At 49.3% G+C, this 19974-nt stretch carries 13 protein-coding genes and 2 pseudogenes; 8 read left to right on the top strand and 7 right to left on the bottom strand.

Annotation, left to right across the window (positions count from 1 at the left end):
• Window positions 1-329: 329 nt before the first annotated feature.
• From ACTHR7_RS09505 to ACTHR7_RS09495, 3 genes are read left to right on the top strand one after another with little or no spacing between them, the layout of a single operon-like run.
• Window positions 330-1640 carry a PqiA/YebS family transporter subunit gene (locus ACTHR7_RS09505; protein ID WP_440370717.1) on the top strand — a complete coding sequence of 437 codons (1311 nt, stop codon included), beginning with the start codon at window positions 330-332 and terminating at the stop codon, window positions 1638-1640.
• The gene (pqiB, locus tag ACTHR7_RS09500) at window positions 1637-3298 is read left to right on the top strand and encodes an intermembrane transport protein PqiB (RefSeq protein ID WP_440370716.1); all 1662 of its coding nucleotides are present in this window, start codon (window positions 1637-1639) and stop codon (window positions 3296-3298) included. Before ACTHR7_RS09505 ends, pqiB begins: the two co-directional genes overlap by 4 nt.
• Complete coding sequence (locus tag ACTHR7_RS09495; protein ID WP_296184098.1) at window positions 3298-3816, top strand: PqiC family protein; 519 nt, start codon at window positions 3298-3300, stop codon at window positions 3814-3816. The genes pqiB and ACTHR7_RS09495 overlap by 1 nt, the downstream gene beginning before the upstream one ends.
• A 55-nt stretch (window positions 3817-3871) precedes the next feature.
• On the opposite strand, the gene ACTHR7_RS09490 is transcribed toward ACTHR7_RS09495, so the two are convergent.
• A complete protein-coding gene (locus tag ACTHR7_RS09490) occupies window positions 3872-4582 on the bottom strand; it encodes a GrxB family glutaredoxin (protein WP_296184100.1) in 711 nt (236 codons plus the stop codon).
• 88 nt (window positions 4583-4670) lie between these two features.
• Here ACTHR7_RS09490 and ACTHR7_RS09485 point away from each other — a divergent pair, with 88 nt between their 5' ends.
• The 4 genes from ACTHR7_RS09485 to putA all read left to right on the top strand — a co-directional run bounded on the left by ACTHR7_RS09485 (window position 4671) and on the right by putA (window position 13750).
• Window positions 4671-6884: a RelA/SpoT family protein gene (locus ACTHR7_RS09485; protein WP_440370715.1), complete on the top strand. Its 2214-nt coding sequence runs from the start codon at window positions 4671-4673 to the stop codon at window positions 6882-6884.
• Between the two features lie 254 nt (window positions 6885-7138).
• Window positions 7139-7933, top strand: coding sequence for a formate/nitrite transporter family protein (locus tag ACTHR7_RS09480; protein WP_070583823.1), 795 nt, complete (start codon window positions 7139-7141; stop codon window positions 7931-7933).
• Window positions 7934-8389: 456 nt separating this feature from the next.
• A complete protein-coding gene (gene putP / locus ACTHR7_RS09475; RefSeq protein WP_070583822.1) occupies window positions 8390-9916 on the top strand; it encodes a sodium/proline symporter PutP in 1527 nt (508 codons plus the stop codon).
• A 225-nt stretch (window positions 9917-10141) separates the two neighbouring features.
• Window positions 10142-13750, top strand: a complete 3609-nt coding sequence (putA, locus tag ACTHR7_RS09470; protein WP_440370714.1) for a bifunctional proline dehydrogenase/L-glutamate gamma-semialdehyde dehydrogenase PutA — start codon at window positions 10142-10144, stop codon at window positions 13748-13750.
• A gap of 57 nt (window positions 13751-13807) precedes the next feature.
• Here putA and nth read toward each other — a convergent pair whose 3' ends face one another.
• From nth to ACTHR7_RS09440, 6 genes and pseudogenes are all read right to left on the bottom strand, one after another.
• On the bottom strand, window positions 13808-14437 hold the full coding sequence (gene nth, locus ACTHR7_RS09465) for an endonuclease III (RefSeq protein ID WP_049323145.1): 630 nt from the start codon (window positions 14435-14437) through the stop codon (window positions 13808-13810).
• 124 nt (window positions 14438-14561) lie between these two features.
• Window positions 14562-15941 (bottom strand): Na+/H+ antiporter NhaC, encoded by a 1380-nt coding sequence (gene nhaC, locus ACTHR7_RS09460; protein ID WP_070460969.1) that lies wholly within the window; start codon window positions 15939-15941, stop codon window positions 14562-14564.
• A gap of 180 nt (window positions 15942-16121) precedes the next feature.
• Window positions 16122-16667: pseudogene (locus ACTHR7_RS09455) on the bottom strand (alpha/beta fold hydrolase); the annotation flags it as partial.
• 146 nt (window positions 16668-16813) lie between these two features.
• Window positions 16814-17821 carry an IS5 family transposase gene (locus tag ACTHR7_RS09450; protein WP_440370713.1) on the bottom strand — a complete coding sequence of 336 codons (1008 nt, stop codon included), beginning with the start codon at window positions 17819-17821 and terminating at the stop codon, window positions 16814-16816.
• Window positions 17822-17885: 64 nt separating this feature from the next.
• Window positions 17886-17969, bottom strand: a pseudogene (locus ACTHR7_RS09445) (acetyltransferase); the annotation flags it as partial.
• 92 nt (window positions 17970-18061) lie between these two features.
• A complete protein-coding gene (locus ACTHR7_RS09440) occupies window positions 18062-19285 on the bottom strand; it encodes a sugar MFS transporter (protein WP_440370712.1) in 1224 nt (407 codons plus the stop codon).
• Window positions 19286-19559: 274 nt separating this feature from the next.
• Here ACTHR7_RS09440 and ACTHR7_RS09435 point away from each other — a divergent pair, with 274 nt between their 5' ends.
• Window positions 19560-19973: a YqaA family protein gene (locus ACTHR7_RS09435; protein ID WP_440370711.1), complete on the top strand. Its 414-nt coding sequence runs from the start codon at window positions 19560-19562 to the stop codon at window positions 19971-19973.
• The last annotated feature ends 1 nt before the right edge of the window (window position 19974 follow it).

The following is a 19974-nucleotide window of genomic DNA, read 5'->3' as shown; positions in this document are numbered from 1 at the left end:
AATCGTTTTAAAAACAAAGAAGATAATTTTTAGCCTACTTCAGGTTCGTTGACCGCGTACCTTCCACAAATCTACAAGGATTATCGTGTTTTTAAATATTGAGAATATATCTTATTTTTATCCTAATGGAAATAAACCAAACTAAGACCTATTAATAAAATTTAACGGTCCATAGCAATAAACTTCTGAAGTCTTTTCAAACTTTTCAGACGGCCCAAACCTTATTAAGCAGCCGCCATTCAATCAAATATCGACCTAAATTTGGGCTATCCTTCTGTTTTCCTTTATAATGCGACACTCTTTGCACCTTCTTTATCCCCTGCCGAACCATGAAACGGATTCCTGCCTACCATCGCTGGTGGCGCTACAAGTCTTATCTTCCTGATGCGACGCTGCCTGCACATACGGTGGAATGCCCGGATTGCGGCTGCCGTATGGATATTCCGCGCCTGCGTCAGGGGCAGGAAGCGCATTGTCCGGTGTGCAACCATGAAATTGTGGAGGTGGAAAACAATCCGTATATCGCGCCAATTGCCTATGCGCTGACAACCTTGATTCTAATGGCGTTCGCGTACAATATGGTGTATATCCGCGTGGATTTGTTCGGCGTGACATCGATTTTGTCGTTGCCGCAAATGATGCGGCTTTTGATTTCGCTGGATTACGGTTTTCTGGCGGAAGTGATGTTTATCCTCACCTTCGGCGCGCCCTTACTGTTTTTGCTGCTCTGCCTTTATGTTTATACGGCCTTGATACGCGAAAGGGCCTACCCTGCGCTGCGCTTTGCAACGCGCGTATTAGTACGGCTGCGTCATTGGATTATGGTGGATGTGTTTTTTATTTCCACTTTGGTGGCGTATATCAAACTCTCGTCCGTTGCCACGGTAGAGTTCGGCTCGGCGTTTTATCTGATGTTTCCGCTGTCGGTCATGCTGATTCGGACTTCGGTATCGATTCCGCAGCATTGGGTTTATTATAAGATTCACCGTTTAACCGGCGGCCATGCGGTTCAGACGGCCTCTGAGGACAAAATCTGTTGCAGCCGCTGCCTGTATTTCCGCAATAAAGACGAGCAGCCTTGCGGCGTTTGCGGTGCGGACTTATACCGTCGCCGCCCGAAAAGCCTGAGCATTTCGCTGGCGTTTTTAGTGGCGGCGTTTATCCTGTATTTCCCTGCCAACATCCTGCCGATTATGATTTCGTCCAACCCGACGGCTTTGGAGATCAATACGATTTTCAACGGCATTGTTTATATGTGGGACGACGGCGACCGGTTGATTGCGGTGATTATTTTCAGCGCGAGCATTATGGTGCCGGTATTGAAGATTATCGCGATGGCGGTTTTGATTTATTCCGCATACTTCAAACCCGTGATGAGCGCGGACAAGATGTCGGTTTTGTATCGGATTACCGAATCCATCGGCCGCTGGTCGATGATTGATATTTTTGTGATTATTATTTTGATGAGTTCGTTCCACACCAATATGGCGCGCGTCGTGCCGGGTGGTGCGGCGATTTACTTCTGCCTGGTCGTTATTTTGACCATGCTTTCGGCCTATTATTTCGATCCCCGTCTGATTTGGGACAAGCAACAGCAGCTTTCAGACGGCCTTGATTCTGACCAGACCTTAACACAATGAAAAAACACGATTCTTCACCCAATTATCACGCCCCAGCGCGTGTCAAGAAAACCAATGTCTTCACGTCTGTCGTGTGGCTGATTCCGCTGATTGCACTGATTGCCGGCAGTTGGCTTTTGGTGAAAGACATCCGCAACCGCGGCCCTGTCGTTACCTTATTGATGGACAGCGCCGAAGGCATCGAAGTCAACAACACCATTATTAAAGTGTTGAACGTCGATGTCGGACGCGTTACCCGCATCAAATTGCGCGATGACCAAAAAGGCGTGGAAGTTACTGCCCAGCTCAGCGCCGACGCCAAAGACCTTATCCGCAGCGATACCCAATTTTGGGTGGTCAAACCGCGCATCGACCAAAGCGGCGTTACCGGCTTGGGAACCTTGCTTTCCGGCTCATATATTGCATTTACACCGGGTAAAAGCCAAGAAACCAAAGATGTATTTGTCGTCCAAGACATTCCGCCGATTGCCGCCATCGGTCAAAGCGGCCTGCGCCTGAATTTGATCGGCAAAAATGACCGTATCCTCAACGTCAGCAGCCCGGTTTTATATGAAAACTTTATGGTCGGCCAAGTAGAAAGCGCGCATTTCGACCCGTCCGACCAAAGCGTGCATTACACCATCTTCATCCAAAGCCCCAATGACAAACTGATTAATTCCGCCAGCCGTTTTTGGCTGGAAAGCGGCATTAATATCGAAACCACAGGCAGCGGTGTCAAACTCAATTCCGCCCCTCTAGCTGCCCTGCTATCCGGCGCGATTTCCTTTGACTCACCTAAAACAAGCGACAGCAAAAACGTCAAAAGCGAAGACAGCTTCACGCTTTATGACAGCCGCAGCGAAGTAGCCAATCTGCCTGATGACCGCTCACTGTATTACACTGCGTTTTTCAAGCAATCCGTACGCGGTCTGACTGCCGGTTCGCCCGTCGAATACAAAGGCCTGAATGTCGGCGTGGTTTCCGACGTTCCTTATTTCGACCGCAACGACAGCCTGCATTTGTTTGAAAACGGCTGGATTCCCGTGCGCATCCGCATCGAGCCTTCCCGTTTGGAAATCAATGCCGACGAGCAAAGCAAAGAGCATTGGAAACAACAATTTCAGACGGCCTTAAACAAAGGCCTGACTGCCACCATCTCCAGCAACAACCTGCTGACCGGCAGCAAAATGATTGAGTTGAACGATCAGCCTTCCGCCTCGCCTAAGCTACGACCGCATACCGTTTATGCCGGCGATACCGTTATCGCAACCCAAGGCGGCGGTTTGGATGATTTGCAGGCAAAAGTGGCCGACTTGTTAGACAAGTTCAACAATCTGCCATTGGATAAAACCGTTTCCGGCTTGAACGGCTCGCTTGCCGAACTCAAGTCCACACTCAAATCTGCCAATGCCGCTTTAAGCTCTATTGACAAACTGGTCGGCAAACCGCAGACACAAAACATTCCGAACGAGCTGAACCAAACCCTGAAAGAATTGCGTCAAACCTTGCAAGGCGTATCGCCGCAATCGCCCATCTACGGCGACGTGCAAAATACGCTGCAAAGTTTGGACAAAACCTTAAAAGACGTTCAACCCGTGATTAATACTTTGAAAGAAAAACCCAATGCGCTGATTTTCAACAGCAGCAGCAAAGACCCCATCCCGAAAGGAAGCCGATAATGCGCCTCTTCCCGATTGCCGCCGCCCTGACGCTTGCCGCCTGCGGCACCGCGCAAAGCACACAATATTTCGTCCTACCCGACAGCCAATATATCCGTCCGGCTGCACAAGGCAACGAAATCGCGGTCAAAGTCAACCTTGCCGAACCGCTTGCCAACGGCGGCCTCGTTTACCAAACCGACGCCTATCATGTGAATCTGGCGAAAAACCACCTTTGGGCGGCACCACTCGATGGCGCGTTGGCAGCAAACCTCAGCAACAAGCTCAACCGCCTCAATTCGCATCGCACCTTTGTGCCTGCTTCACGCAGCCAAAGCAGCCAAACCCTGAAAGTCTATATCGAAGCCTTCCAAGGCAGCTATCAGGGGCAGACCACCATCAGCGGTTATGCACAATGGCCGGACGGACGCAGCAAACCGTTTAACGCCATCACGCCGCAGCAAGGCGACGGCTATACCGCCATGCTCGAATCGTTGGAAAACGGTTTGTCACAGGTTGCCGATACGATTGCCTATTAAACCAAAAGGCCATCTGAACATTTTCAGACGGCCTTTTTTATGTTTCAAACATTCATCACAACGCGCGGTCAAAATACAAAGCCACGCCGGAACGCTCGCTCATTGCCAACAAATAATCCATCAATTTTTGCGGCCATTGGATACCGCGCACAACGGTCAGGTTGCGCAAAATAGGGAACGTCAGGATATCTTCCAAACTAATTTCTCCACCCAAGCCCTCGCCTTCGCACACCAGCGCTTCCAGTTCTGCCAAGTCTTGATGCAGACGCTCCAGATATTGCGCTGTTTTGTTCAGATTAGTCTCGAAATTGCCGATACTTTTCTCTTTTTTGTCGATAAAGTATTTTTTCGCTTCATCAGTCTCAAATTCGGGCAAACCAATTTTGACCATGCGCGGCTGTACCAGTTTGTTATTGTATTCACCCACTTTATCCAACCAAGCCTGTACTTCTGGACGAACTTCTTCTTTCAGACGGCCTTGATCGATATAGCGGACAATATCCAAACTCTCGCCCATAAACGAACCGTCTTCTTTTTTCAAAATCGGCACTTGTTTTGAGCCAATCATGCCAATCGGTGTAGCTTCATCATCGTTTGCCAAGACAACCTCTTCCACCGCCACATCGCGCAAGCCGAAAATCATCCTTGCACGAACGCAAAACGGGCAATGGTCGTAAATATACAGTTTCATCGAAATGTTCCTTAAAATTTCAAAACGGTTAACCATAACACCCAAGGCCGTCTGAAACAAGGCTTCCTGAAACATAGTGCCACATTCGCATACAAATCTAGGGCTGTCGGCAAGAAACTGTTACAATGGCAACGTTTTTATCAAAAAGAAAAAAACGCACGCCATGACCACTATTCGCCAAACGCCCCAAACATCGAGTGCAACGCTGGAAGGCTTACTCGCATGGTTCGACGGCTATGTTGCCGCGCTGCCCGATTCCGATAAAAACCTGATTCAGACGGCCTTTGACTTAGCTAAAGAACATTACCCCGCCGATGCCCTAACGACTTACGGCGAGCCATTGCTGGAACATTTCCTCGGCTCGATGCAAATCGTAAGCGAACTCGACCTCTTGCCTGATGCCGTGGCCGCTACGATTTTGTCCGACATCGGCAAATACGTTCCCACTTGGCGCGAATTGGTTACCGAACGCTGCAACAGTACCGTTTGCGAGCTGGTCAAAGGCGTGGACGAAGTACAGAAACTGACCCAATTCGCCCGCGTAGACAGCCTTGCCACGCCGGAAGAGCGCGCCCAACAGGCCGAAACCATGCGCAAAATGCTGTTGGCGATGGTTACCGACATCCGCGTCGTCCTGATCAAACTGGCGATGCGTACGCGCACCCTGCAATTTTTAAGCAACGTTCCCGACAATCCTGAAAAGCGCGCCGTTGCCAAAGAAACCCTCGACATTTTTGCCCCGCTCGCCAACCGCTTGGGCGTGTGGCAACTCAAATGGCAGCTCGAAGATTTGGGCTTCCGCCATCAAGAGCCGGAAAAATACCGCGAAATCGCCCTACTTTTGGACGAAAAACGCACTGAGCGCCTCGAATACATCGAAAACTTCCTCAATATCCTGCGTACGGAACTGAAAAAATACAATATTCATTTTGAAGTTGCCGGAAGACCGAAGCACATCTACTCCATTTACAAAAAAATGGTGAAGAAAAAGCTCACTTTCGACGGCTTGTTCGACATCCGCGCCGTGCGGATTTTGGTGGACACCATTCCCGAGTGTTACACCACGTTGGGCATTGTCCACAGCCTCTGGCAGCCGATTCCGGGCGAGTTTGACGACTATATCGCCAACCCGAAAGGCAACGGCTATAAAAGTTTGCACACCGTTATCGTCGGCCCGGAAGACAAAGGTGTAGAAGTCCAAATCCGCACCTTCGACATGCACCAATTCAACGAATTCGGTGTTGCCGCCCACTGGCGTTATAAAGAAGGTGGCAAGGGTGATTCCGCCTACGAACAGAAAATCGCTTGGTTGCGCCAACTCTTGGACTGGCGCGAAAACATGGCAGAAAGCGGCAAAGAAGACCTTGCCGCCGCCTTTAAAACCGAGCTGTTTAACGATACGATTTACGTTTTGACTCCACACGGCAAAGTCCTCTCCCTACCTACGGGCGCTACCCCGATCGACTTTGCCTATGCCTTGCACAGCAGCGTAGGCGACCGTTGTCGCGGCGCAAAAGTCGAAGGACAAATCGTGCCGCTGTCCACGCCTTTGGAAAACGGTCAACGCGTTGAAATCATTACCGCCAAAGAGGGAAATCCTTCCGTCAACTGGCTCTACGAAGGCTGGGTCAAATCCAACCGCGCCATCAGCAAAATCCGTGCCTATATCCGCCAGCAAAATGCAGATACCGTGTGCGAAGAAGGCCGCGCCCAGTTGGACAAACAGTTGTCAAAAATCTTCCCCAAACCCAATCTGCAAGCATTGGCGGAAAAACTCGGCTTCAAAAAAACCGACGAACTCTATACGGCCATCGGTCAGGGCGAAGTTTCCAACCGCGCCATCCACAAAGCCTGCGGCGCGCTGAATGAACCGCCTCCCGTGCCGATTGATGAAACCAATATCGTCAAGCAGTCCAAAATCAAAAAAGGCGGCAAAAACGGCATTTTGATTGACGGCGAAGACGGCTTAATGACCACACTTGCCAAATGCTGCAAACCGGCACCTCCTGACGATATTGTGGGCTTTGTTACCCGCGACCGCGGTATTTCCGTCCACCGCAATACCTGCCCTTCTTTCCGCCACCTTGCCGAACAGGCTCCGGAAAAAGTGTTGAACGCAAGCTGGGCAGCCTTGCAAGAAGGACAAGTATTTGCCGTCGATGTTGAAATCCGCGCCCAAGACCGCTCCGGTTTGCTGCGCGACGTTTCGGATGCGCTGGCGCGTCATAAACTCAACGTTACCGCGGTGCAAACCCAATCGCGCGATTTGGAAGCCAGTATGCGCTTTACCCTTGAAGTCCGCCAAGTCAACGACCTGCCGCGCGTATTAGCCAGCTTGGGCGACATCAAAGGCGTTTTAAGCGTAACGCGCTTGTAGCCCTCATTATCCAAGCAAATCCAAAGGCCGTCTGAAAGCAACTTTTTCAGACGGCCTTTTCAGTTTTTAAAACGCCAATATCTCAACGCCTCAACTTATCTTTCTTCAAAAAAGTCAGCCGTTAGCCTTAGCCGCTTCAATATATAACCCCCTCTTCTATTCTTACAACCAGTCGTTATTTCCTACCGGCATCATTCTCAGGCAAACTTATTATCCTCATGATAAACAAGATATTTCCAATTTAAGGGAGCCTCATGAATACACGAGATTTGTACCCTCACGAGATTTTACAGGAAGCCATCGGCAAGAGCTGCGCCAAGTCTGAGTTCAGCATCAAAATGTTGGTGATTTTGAGTTTTTTAGGCGGCGGCTATGTCGGCTTCGGCTATCTTGCCTGCCTGCGCGTCATCAGCGGTATTCCAGCCGAATGGAACGGCCTGGCTGCCCTTTTGGGCGCATCCGTATTCCCGATTGCGCTGATTTGTATCTTAATCGGCGGCGGTGAGCTGGCAACAGGCAATATGATGATTATGGCTTTGGGCAGATTGACCGGCCGCGTCAGCACCTACAAACTGGTACGCAACTGGCTCATCGTCAGCTTGGGCAACCTAGCTGGCGCCGTTGCCATGGCCTATTTCCTCGGCCACTATGTCGGCCTGGCAGAGGGAGCGGCTGCGGCGAAAACCATTGCCATTGCCGAAGCCAAAGTTAATATGGACTTTGGCCGTGCCTTCGTTTCCGCTATCGCATGTAACTGGATGGTGTGCATGGGTATTTGGTTCTATTTCGGCTCACGCCATACTTCAGGCCGCATTTTGGCAACTTGGTTTCCGGTCATGATCTTCGTGTTGATCGGTTTCCAACACTTTGTTGCCAATATGTTCATCATTCCGGCCGGTATTTGGGCGGGTGCAAATGTCAGCTGGGGTCAATTTTTCTACAATATGATTCCTGTCTTCTTAGGCAATGTCCTCGGCGGATCGTCTTTTGTTGCCGCTTTCTATCTCTTCGCTTATAAACATTTGTTAAAAGATGATTTTTCTATTTAGTTCAAGCTGACTCACTATCCCGTATTCATCATAAATACGGGATAGTGCCATTATCAGGCCGTCTGAACAGCTCGTTCCATGTCGCATAATTACGCTTTTTCTCCGCGCAACGTTTCATTTATAGGAAAGATAGTTTCATTGTCTTTCCTTTTCTCAAAATTAAGATAATTTTTGCAATCTTTTGTTTTCAAATAACTTCCCCTAAAAAGCGCTACGATTTTTCATAAAGCCCGTGTTCCGTGCTTTGCAAAACAAAAAATTTACTGTATTCTAAATTTAATTATTTACAATTTAATATGGATTGGTTACATATCCTATTGTATTTGAAAATAATTTATCCTGACTCTCTCGTGAAAAACAGGATTTTTAAGCTGTATTTTTATTAGAAAAAAGTTTGGGTACGAATTGTTTGCAATTTCAAAACCCGTATTTATAAGTTAGATGAGGAATAAGTACATGAATCCCATGTATATCACTTTCGCGATCTATTTGGTCGCCGTATTACTGATCGGCCTGGCCGCCTATTTTTCAACACGAAACTTCGATGACTACATCCTCGGCGGCCGCAGCTTGGGTCCGTTCGTGACCGCGATGTCTGCCGGTGCTTCCGATATGTCAGGCTGGCTTTTGATGGGCTTGCCAGGTGCCATTTACCTGAGCGGTTTGAATGAAGCTTGGATTGCCATTGGTCTGATTGTGGGTGCATACCTCAACTGGCTTTTGGTTGCAGGCCGTCTGCGCGTACATACCGAATATGCCAACAACGCGCTGACGCTTCCTGATTACTTCTTCCACCGCTTCGGTGCCGGCGGTCACTTGATGAAAGTGGTTTCTGCACTGATTATCTTGTTCTTCTTCACTATTTACTGTGCTTCAGGCATCGTAGCCGGTGCTACCCTGTTCCAAAGCCTGTTCCACGATCTGTCTTACACTCAAGCCATGTGGCTGGGTGCCGGCGCAACCATCGCCTACACTTTCTTGGGCGGTTTCTTGGCCGTAAGCTGGACCGATACCCTGCAAGCTTCTTTGATGATTTTTGCATTGGTACTGACTCCTATCATGGTGTATTTGGGTTTGGGCGGTGCAGATCAAATGAATGCGGCCATCCAACAAGTTGCCGCTTCTACCGGTAAAGAATACGGAAGCCTGTTTGCCGGTACTACTTTCATCGGCATTATCTCTACCGCCGCTTGGGGCTTGGGCTATTTCGGCCAACCACACATTTTGGCTCGTTTCATGGCTGCCGAAAGCGCTAAATCTCTGGTTTCTGCACGCCGTATCGGTATGACTTGGATGATTCTGTGTATGGCCGGTGCTGTGGCTGTCGGCTACTTCGGTATCGCCTACTTCGGTGCCAACCCTGCTCACGTTGAAGAAATGAACGGCAACCACGAACGTATCTTCATCGCTTTGGCTACCCTGCTCTTCAACCCTTGGATCGCCGGTATCATCTTGAGCGCGATTCTTGCCGCTGTAATGTCTACCCTGTCTTGCCAATTGTTGGTTTGCTCCAGCGCGATTACCGAAGACTTCTACAAAGGCTTCCTGCGTAAAAAGGCACAACAAGCTGAATTGGTATGGATTGGCCGTCTGATGGTATTGGCGATTGCCGTGATTTCTATCCTGATTGCTTCTGACCCTAACAGTAAAGTATTGGGCTTGGTAGCTTATGCATGGGCTGGCTTTGGTGCCGCATTCGGTCCGGTTGTTATCCTGTCTGTTCTGTGGAAACGCATTACTGCCTACGGTGCACTCTCCGGCATGATTGCAGGTGCACTGACTGTGGTTGTTTGGGCTGAGTGGATCAAAAAACCTGCTTTGGCCGCACAAGAAACAGGTTTCGCTACTGTCTATGAAATCGTTCCCGGCTTCATCGCTTGTTTCCTCGTGATTGTTTTGGTGTCCCTGATCGACAAAAAACCTTCACGCGAATTGCAAGAACGTTTCGAAAAAGCAGACGCAGAATACCGCGCTTCTAAATAAGACGTTTTCAGACGGCCTGCATGATTCGGTGCAGGCCGTCTTTATGAAATAAACTGTTTCAAAATAATCTGAGCCTTATCAGAAAAAACAGCAATTTATGCGGATGCATCTTGTATCCGCATCATAATTTTATTACGATATTACTATCCTTCAGAATGTCTGTTTTAGCAGTCTTAAAGTCAGGCCGTCTGAAACCATGAAAAAAACCTTTGGAGAACATAAATAATGTTTAACTTCGCTTTTCCAACACAAACTCCTCTGCGTCAAGCTGTAACTGATGCCTACCGCCGCGATGAAATCGAAGCCGTTCAGGATATGTTGCAACGTGCACAGATGACCGACGAAGAGCGCAATGCTGCCTCCGAGCTTGCCCGTCGTTTGGTTACTCAAGTCCGCTCCAGCCGCACCAAAGCAAGCGGCGTAGATGCCTTGATGCACGAGTTCTCTCTCTCCAGTGAAGAAGGTGTTGCACTGATGTGTCTGGCCGAAGCCCTGCTGCGTATTCCGGACAATGCCACCCGCGACCGCCTGATTGCCGATAAAATCTCCGAAGGCAACTGGAAAAGCCACTTGAACAACAGCCCTTCCCTCTTCGTTAACGCGGCTGCATGGGGTCTGTTGATTACCGGCAAACTGACCACCAACACTTCTGAGAAAAACATGGGTTCTGCACTGAGCCGCATGATCAGCAAAGGTGGGGCGCCTCTGATCCGTCAAGGTGTGAACTACGCAATGCGCCTGTTGGGCAAACAGTTCGTAACCGGCCAAACCATTGAAGAAGCGCTGCAAAACGGTAAAGAACGCGAGAAAATGGGTTACCGCTTCTCTTTCGATATGTTGGGTGAAGCCGCATACACCGAAGAGGATGCCAACCGCTACTACAACGACTACGTTCAAGCCATTCACGCCATCGGTAAAGATGCCGCAGGCCAAGGCGTTTACGAAGGCAACGGTATTTCCGTCAAACTTTCCGCCATCCATCCACGCTACTCACGCGCCCAACACGAACGCGTTATGAGCGAATTGTTGCCGCGCCTGAAAGAATTGTTCCTTTTGGGTAAAAAATACGATATCGGTATCAACATCGACGCCGAAGAAGCCAACCGCCTCGAATTGTCTTTGGACTTGATGGAAGCTTTGGTTTCCGATCCTGACTTGGCCGGCTACAAAGGTATCGGTTTTGTTGTTCAAGCCTACCAAAAACGTTGCCCGTTCGTTATCGACTATCTGATCGACCTGGCTCGCCGCAACAACCAAAAACTGATGATCCGTTTGGTTAAAGGCGCATACTGGGACAGCGAAGTGAAATGGGCTCAAGTAGACGGCATGGAAGGCTATCCGACTTACACCCGTAAAGTCCACACCGACATCTCCTATCTCGCCTGCGCACGCAAACTCTTAGATGCGCAAGATGCAGTGTTCCCACAATTTGCTACCCACAACGCCTACACTTTGGGCGCGATCTACCAAATGGGTAAAGGCAAAGACTTCGAACACCAATGTCTGCACGGCATGGGCGAAACCCTGTACGACCAAGTGGTTGGCCCGCAAAACTTAGGCCGTCGCGTACGCGTGTATGCCCCGGTCGGCACACACGAAACCCTGCTTGCCTACTTGGTACGCCGTCTGTTGGAAAACGGTGCAAACTCTTCTTTCGTGAACCAAATCGTTGACGAAAACATCAGCATCGACCGCCTGATTAAGAGCCCGTTCGACACCATCGCCGAACAAGGCATCCACCTGCATCCGGCATTGCCTCTGCCGCGCGATTTGTATGGCAAAGGCCGTCTGAACTCCCAAGGCGTCGATTTCAGCAACGAAAACGTATTGCAAAATCTGCAAGAAAAACTCAACCAAGCTTCTTCCGAAGACTTCCACGCCGCGTCTATCGTCAATGGCGAAGCGCGTAATGTAGGCGAAGCTCAACCCGTCCGCAATCCTGCAGACCACAACGATGTTGTCGGCACTGTCAGCTTTGCCGATGCGGCATTGGCTCAAGAAGCTATTGGTGCAGCCGTTGCTGCCCTGCCGGAGTGGAGCGCCAAACCTGCTTCAGAACGCGCCGACTGCCTGCGCCGTTTTGCCGATTTGTTGGAACAACACACGCCTGCATTGATGATGTTGGCCGTCCGCGAAGCCGGTAAAACCCTGAACAACGCCGTTGCCGAAGTACGTGAAGCCGTTGACTTCTGCCGCTACTATGCCAACGAAGCTGAAAACACCCTGCCTAAAGATGCCAAAGCTGTCGGCGCAATCGTTGCCATCAGCCCATGGAACTTCCCATTGGCCATCTTTACCGGCGAAGTAGTTTCTGCATTGGCAGCCGGTAACACTGTTATCGCCAAACCTGCCGAACAAACCAGCCTGATTGCTACTTACGCCGTTTCCTTGATGCATCAAGCCGGTATTCCGACTTCTGCGCTGCAACTCGTACTTGGCGCAGGCGATGTCGGCTCTGCCCTGACCGGCGATGCCCGCATCGGCGGCGTGATCTTTACCGGTTCTACCGAAGTAGCGCGCCTGATCAACAAAGCCCTGTCCAAACGCGACGACAGCCCTGTCCTGATTGCCGAGACCGGCGGTCAAAACGCGATGATCGTGGACTCTACCGCCCTGCCGGAACAAGTCTGCCTCGACGTATTGAACTCTGCCTTCGACAGCGCGGGCCAACGTTGTTCCGCCCTGCGTATCTTGTGTGTTCAAGAAGATGTTGCCGATAAAATGGTCAACATCATCAAAGGCGCAATGGACGAATTGGTTGTCGGCAAACCGACCCAACTGACCACAGACATCGGCCCTGTCATCGATGCTGAAGCCCAACAAAACCTGTTGGCCCACATCAACAAAATGAAAGGCGTAGCTAAGGCTTACCACGAAATCAAAACTGCCGCCGACGTTGATGACAACAACTCTACCTTCGTTCGTCCAATCCTGTTTGAATTGAACAACCTGAACGAATTGCAACGCGAAGTGTTCGGTCCTGTACTGCACGTTGTCCGCTACCGTGCCAGCGAATTGGATCAGCTCATCGACCAAATCAACGCCAAAGGCTATGCTTTGACCAGCGGTGTACACAGCCGTATCGAAGGCACTGTCGACCATATCCGCGACCGTATCGAAGCCGGTAACATCTACGTTAACCGAAACATCGTTGGTGCTGTTGTCGGCGTACAACCTTTCGGCGGTCATGGCTTGTCCGGTACCGGTCCAAAAGCAGGCGGTTCATTCTATCTGCAACGCCTGGTTCGTACTCCTGAATGGGTTGCCCCAACCCTCAGCCGAATCGGCCAAGCAGACGAAGACGCACTCAAACGTTTGGAAACCCTGGTTCACAAACTGCCGTTTAACGCAGAAGAGAAAAAAGCCGCAGCCGCAGCTTTGGGTCACGCACGCGTCCGTACCCTGCGCAAAGCCGAAACCGTATTGGTCGGCCCGACCGGCGAACGCAACTCATTGAGCTGGCGCTCTCCAGAACGTGTTTGGGTACATGGCGGCAATCTGCTGCAAGCCTTCTCTGCCCTGACCGAGCTGGCAGCCGCAGGCATCCAAACCGTTGTTGAGCCAAACAGCCCACTGGCTTCCTACTCAGCCGATTTGGACGGTTTGTTGCAAGTCAACAGCAAACCCGAAAACGCAGGCATCAGCCATGTTGCCGCTATCGAGCCTTTGAGCAGCGAGCGCAAACAAGAGTTGGCCGGCCGCGACGGTGCGCTCATCCGCATCCTGCCTTCTGAACAAGGTCTGGATATCCTGCAAGTATTTGAAGAAATCTCTTGCAGTATCAATACTACCGCTGCCGGTGGTAACGCTAGCCTGATGGCAGTTGCCGACTAATCGTAGCCAAATCAAAGGCCGTCTGAAATTCAGACGGCCTTTTTTATGTTTTTTTATTTACATTTTTGCCGGATATTCGCACAAATCGTTAATCAAACATTTACTGCATTGCGGTTTCAAAGCCTTACACGTATAGCGGCCGTGCAAAATCAACCAATGATGGGCATCCATCAAAAATTCTTTGGGAATAAAGCGCATCAGCTTGTCTTCAACTTCGCGCACATCCTTGCCCGGCGCGATTTTGGTGCGGTTGGCCACACGGAAAATATGGGTATCGACCGCCATAACAGGTTGCCCGAATGCAGTATTCAACACCACATTGGCTGTTTTACGGCCAACACCGGGCAAAGATTCCAAAGCCTCTCGGTCGGCAGGTACTTCACCGTTGTATTTCTCCAGCAAAATACGGCAAGTCTGCATGATGTGTTTGGATTTGGTTTTATAAAGGCCTATGGTTTTGGTGTATTCCATTACGCCGTCCAGTCCCAAATCCAACATGGCTTGCGGCGTATTGGCAACGGGAAAGAGTTTGGCAGTCGCTTTGTTCACGCCGACATCAGTCGCCTGCGCAGACAATAAAACAGCGATGAGCAGCTCAAACGGCGAGCTGAAATTCAACTCGGTAGTCGGATGAGGATTAGCAGCGCGGAAACGCTCGAAAATTTCTTGGCGGATTTGTTTGTTCATTGTTTGGATTATTTTTTTATTGGCGCAGCAATTATAGTGAAATCATGTTGATACGGCTACTTCAAGTAAAACAAGGCCGTCTGAAATTGTTTTCAGACGGCCTGATTATCAAACAGCCTACTGTTTATTTTTTACTCAAAGTCAACCCTGTCCAGCCAAACACCAGCGTCAGAGCCAAACTCAAGTAGCAGAAGAAGGCATAAGGCAGGTATTCCCAAACAGGCACACCCAAGGCATGGCTGATGAATACGCCACAGACGCTCCAAGGCACCAACGGGTTGATGACCGTACCCGCATCTTCCAGCGTACGGGCAAGGTTGCGCGAATGCAGACCAAGCTTGTCATAAACCGGCTTAAAGGTTTCGCCGGAAAGCAGGATACTCAAATATTGCTCGCCAATCAGGAAGTTGACACCGACCGATGTCATGGCCACGCTGAAAGTAGCGCGTCCAGCATTGGTCAGGAACGCACGAATAGCCTCCAACAAAGACGGAATCACACCGATACTGAACAACAGGCCGCCCAAGCTCATGCCGAGTATCACGATGGTTTGCGTAAAGAACATGCTTTCCAAACCGCCGCGAGAAATCAAACGGGCAATGTCTTTAAATGCTTCACCTTCGAGTTTGTATCCGCCGTAAAACCACGCACCCAGCTGTTTCAAATCAGGCGTACTGTGGAAGTAAGTCACAATCAGCGCCACCACAACGGTAAACAACATAGCCACAATGGCATTTACGCGCATCAGGGCAAGGATAACCAGTAAGGCAAACGGAATCAGCGAGTAGGCATGCACCAAACCGGTTGCTTCCAATTGCGCGCGAAAAGCTTCGACGCTGTTCATGTCATGCGCGGCAACATTGGGCAAGAGCCACAACATCAACGCCGCACTGATCAACCACGCAGGCACAGTGGTGTACATCATGTTTTTGATGTGCTCGAACAAATCAATGCCGACAATCGAAGCGGAAATACCGGTCGTATCGGAAAGCGGCGACATTTTATCGCCAAAGAACGCACCCGACACAATCGCGCCTGCCGTCATCGCCATATCGGCATGAAACGCAGCCGCCATACCCATAAATGCCACGCCGACAGTCGCACAAGTCGTCAAACTACTGCCGATGGAAATACCGATGATTGAGCAAAGCGCAAACGCCGAGAAATAAAAATAAGTCGGCGAAATCAATCCGAAACCGTAATACATCAGCGTCGGAATCGCACCGCTCATCATCAGCGCGCTGACCATCAGGCCGATAAAGAAAAACAGATAAATCGCACCCATGCCCTGCCCGACCGCGCCTATCATACCGTTTTGCATGTCTTGATATTTCAAGCCACGCATCAAACCGTACAACAGCAAGACCACGATCGCCGTCACAATCGACATATGCGGCAGCCATTCAAGCGAAATAATCGTGTAACCCATTGCCGCCACCAAAGCCAAGGCCACAGCGATGGCCTCAAAGCGCGGCATATTAAGTAAGGATTTGAAAGCAAACATTGTTCTTTGCCTTTTTAATAAGTATTTAACAGATTTTAGCATAACAGGCCGTCTGAAACCCGATTTTCAGACGGCCTGCCTGTTATTTTATAAAAACAGCTTCAGTAAAACTGCGACACTTTCTTTAAAATATATTAAATTATTAACATTAAATACTTTTAAATTAAAATAAATGAAATTTTATTGCTTTTTAAAACGTCCATCATGCAAAAATGCCACCACCTGCTCAACCGTTTTACGGTTAAACAGCATACCGCTATGGCTGACAGGCAAAACGACATGATCACGCATATTCGGACAATGCGTTTCGCTGACCAAAACCGTACCATCATGTTCGCCATGCAAACCTAAAACACGGCCCAGCCCATACGGTTTATTGCCGGCAATACTGCCCAACTTAACGCCCTCTGGCAATTCAGGCATACCACCGTCCAATGCGCCTTTATACGAGCCGCCCAATACCGGCTTTTGCAAACCCATATTGAACACACGTTGAGCGGCACGGCTGCCTTGATGCGGCGTACCCATGGTAACAATACGGCCGCTGACTTTATCCGGATATGCCGCCGCAAAATTGCGTAAGACCAACCCGCCCAAACTATGACCGACAAAGTGCAGCGTTTCATCAGCATGGTTCTCATCAATCCATCGCGCCAAGTCCTCAACATGCCGATTCATCGAGTGCAACACACTGCAATAATCGAACAGCGCAACTTCAAAACCTGAGACCTTTGCAAAAAAGCCCTTCCCTCGACAGCCGGAACCTAAACAAAGATTTTCGGCTGTTTCTCTCCCCCAATACCTCCTGATTTTACCCAAATGCCCCCTTAATCCTCCCCGGATACCTGATAATCAGGCATCCGGGCCGCCTTTTAGGCGCAAACAGGCACACTTAGCCTGTTGGCGGCTTTCAATAGGTTCAAACACATCGCCTTCAGATGGCTTTGTGCACTCACTTTAATCAGTCCAAAATAGGCTGCCCGGGCATAGCGGAACTTCCGGTGTAACGTACCGAAGCTTTGTTCGACCACATAACGGGTTTTCGACAAATATCGGTTACGTTTGGTTTGCACTTCCGACAGCGGACGGTTGCGGTGGGCTTTGCGCATAATGCCGTCCAACAACCGATGCTCTTTCAGATGTTGCCGGTTTTCCTCACTGTCATAGCCTTTGTCGGCATAAACGGTCGTACCTTTGGGCAAACCTTCCAATAAAGGCGACAGGTGTTTGCACTCATGGGCATTGGCGGGGGTAATGTGCAGTTTCTCAATATAGCCTTCCGCATCGGTACGGGTATGTTGTTTGTACCCGAGTTTGTAGAGGCCGTTTTTCTTGATCCATCGGGCATTGCTGTCTTTACTCGGTGTGGTTTGGCCGCTGACTTGTCCTTCCTCATCAACTTCTATGGCCTGGCGCTGTTTGCTGCCGGCGGTCTGAATAATGGTGGCGTCAATGACGGCGGCGGATGCTTTCTCTACTTTTAGGCCTTTTTCGGTCAGTTGTCGGTTAATCAGTTCCAGCAATTCGGACAGGGTGTTGTCTTGCGCCAGCCAGTTGCGGTAGCGGCATAAGGTGCTGTAATCGGGGATGCTCAGTTCGTCAAAATGGCAAAACAGGTTGAAGTCGATGCGGGTGATGAGGCTGTGTTCGAGTTCGGGATCGGAGAGGCTGTGCCATTGGCCGAGCAGGACGGCTTTGAACATGGACAACAGGGGATAGGCGGGACGGCCGCGGTGGTCTCGAAGGTAACGGGTTCTTTGACGATTCAGGTATTGTTCGATCGGTTGCCAATCAATCACTTGATCCAACTTCAATAGTGGGAAGTGGTCGATGTGTTTGGCGATCATGGCTTGTGCGGTTTGCCGGAAGAAGGTGCTCATGGAAAATCCCCTAAATGTCTTAGTAGGAATTTAGGGGATTTTGGGGAATTTTGCAAAGGTCTCAACCTTCTTGTTCCAGCAAATACGCCAGCGGTCTCATGACCCACGAATGCATGTGCAAGCCATGCAACAAAATGATTTTGGCCATTTTTTCCTCCTGTCATTTAAATCATTATGCCACAAAGTCAAAAGGCCGTCTGAAATCCCATAAGGTTTCAGACGGCCTGTTACCAGGATAGATTATTCGTCAGCTTTGTAGCCTTTTATAGCAAAGAAGACGATATATACGTAACAAATCGCTGATACAACGAAAGAAATCATCAAGCCGTAAGTATCCGCTGCCCAACCTTGTACCACAGGCACAATCGCACCACCGACAATCGCAGTACACAACACGCCGGAAGCGCTGCTGGTGAATCGACCCAGACCTTTTGTTGCCAAAGAGAAAATGGTCGGGAACATGATGGAGTTGAAGAAGCCGATGGCCAACAATGCCCACATCGCAATATCCGCACTGGCTTTACCTGCCAACATAGCAACGCCCAACAAGGCAACAGCAGCAGTAGCGTTAAATGCCAAATAGCGGTTAGGCGCAATTTTCGCCATGATGGCAGAGCCTAAGAAACGGCCGACCATTGCACCGCCCCAGTAGAACGACAAATATTTCGCGGCAGATGCGTGGTCCAAACCTTTCAGATAGCCCAACACGCTGACCAATAAAGAACCGATGGATACTTCCGCACCGACATAACAGAAAATACCGGCCGCACCAAAAACCAAATGACGGTATTGCCAAACACTGTGTTTGCCATCATGGTTATGTTCGCTCTCTTCTTCAGCAATTTTACGCGCATCAGGCAAACGAATCATTTTGACAAACACAGCCAAAATAATCAGCAAACCGGCCAACCCTAAATACGGAATTTGAACGGAAGAAATTTGCTCGGCTTTGCTGACAGTTTGTGTCGCATCAGCCAAAATCAGGAATGCGCCGATTTGCGGAGCAATGGTCGTACCCAAAGAGTTAAATGCCTGAACCAAAGTCAGTGTTGCAGATTCTTTACCTGGTTTAGACAACAGGGTTACATAAGGGTTACCCGCTACTTGCAACAGGGTTACACCTGAAGCCAAAATAAACAATGCACCCAAAAAAGTTGCATAAGAATGACTGCCGGCAGCAGGATAGAAGAGCAGACAGCCGATGGCAGTCAATACGAAGCCGCTAATCACGCCATTTTTATAGCCGATTTTGCCGACCAAATAGCCCATCGGAATCGACATAATCGCATAAGCGGTAAAGAAACAGAATTGAATCAGCATCGCCTGAACATAAGTCAGGTCGAAAATATCTTTCAAATGCGGAATCAAAATATCGTTCATGCAGGTAATGAAACCCATCATGAAAAAGAGTGTGGTTAGGACAACCAGCGCAGGAGTATGATTTTGTTGTGAATGCGCAGACATGATTTGCCTTTCGTTTTGTTAAGATTTGCTGGAAAAATGAGCTTAAATCAGTTCATTAAACTTAACACCCATTAACAGCCGCCCGTATCATACTGATAATCCGTCACTTTGAAAACTATTTTCTAGCAGCCGACTACATTATCCTTCAGTCGTTTAATTTTAAAAATTTCAATAATATTGGATTTATCTTTTATTAGATTAAAAAATAAAGGCATAATCCTCTTATTAAGCCTGTTATTTCTTTTTTACAATACTCATTGATATAACTCAAAATATGCCCCTTCTTTACGCTTACCTTGGCCTGATTGCCTCTGCCTTTACTTCTGCCACACTACTTCCGGGTACATCCGAGGCGGCATATGCCGCATTTGTGTACCAATATCCGCAAAATGCCCTCGGCGCATGTTTGTGTGCCGGATTGGCGAATGGCTTGGGCAGTATGGTTTCGTATTACATGGGCAGGATGTTTCCAAATAAAAAAAGGCCGTCTGAAAAAATGTTGGAAAGGCTTAATCGTTGGGGAATTTGGCCGCTATTGTTCGCATGGCTACCGATTATCGGTGATGCCCTCCCCCTTGCCGCAGGCTGGCTCAGGCTCAATGCCCTGCATTGCGCCATTATTCTGATTGCAGGCAAACTGCTGCGCTATGCGGTGATTTATTGGGGAATGAACACAGTTGCCGGATAAG

Origin of the sequence: Neisseria sp. P0007.S010 (assembly GCF_051962875.1) — a bacterium.
Classification (GTDB): Bacteria; Pseudomonadota; Gammaproteobacteria; order Burkholderiales; family Neisseriaceae; genus Neisseria; species Neisseria subflava_A.
This window is presented reverse-complemented; position numbering and strand designations above follow the sequence as displayed.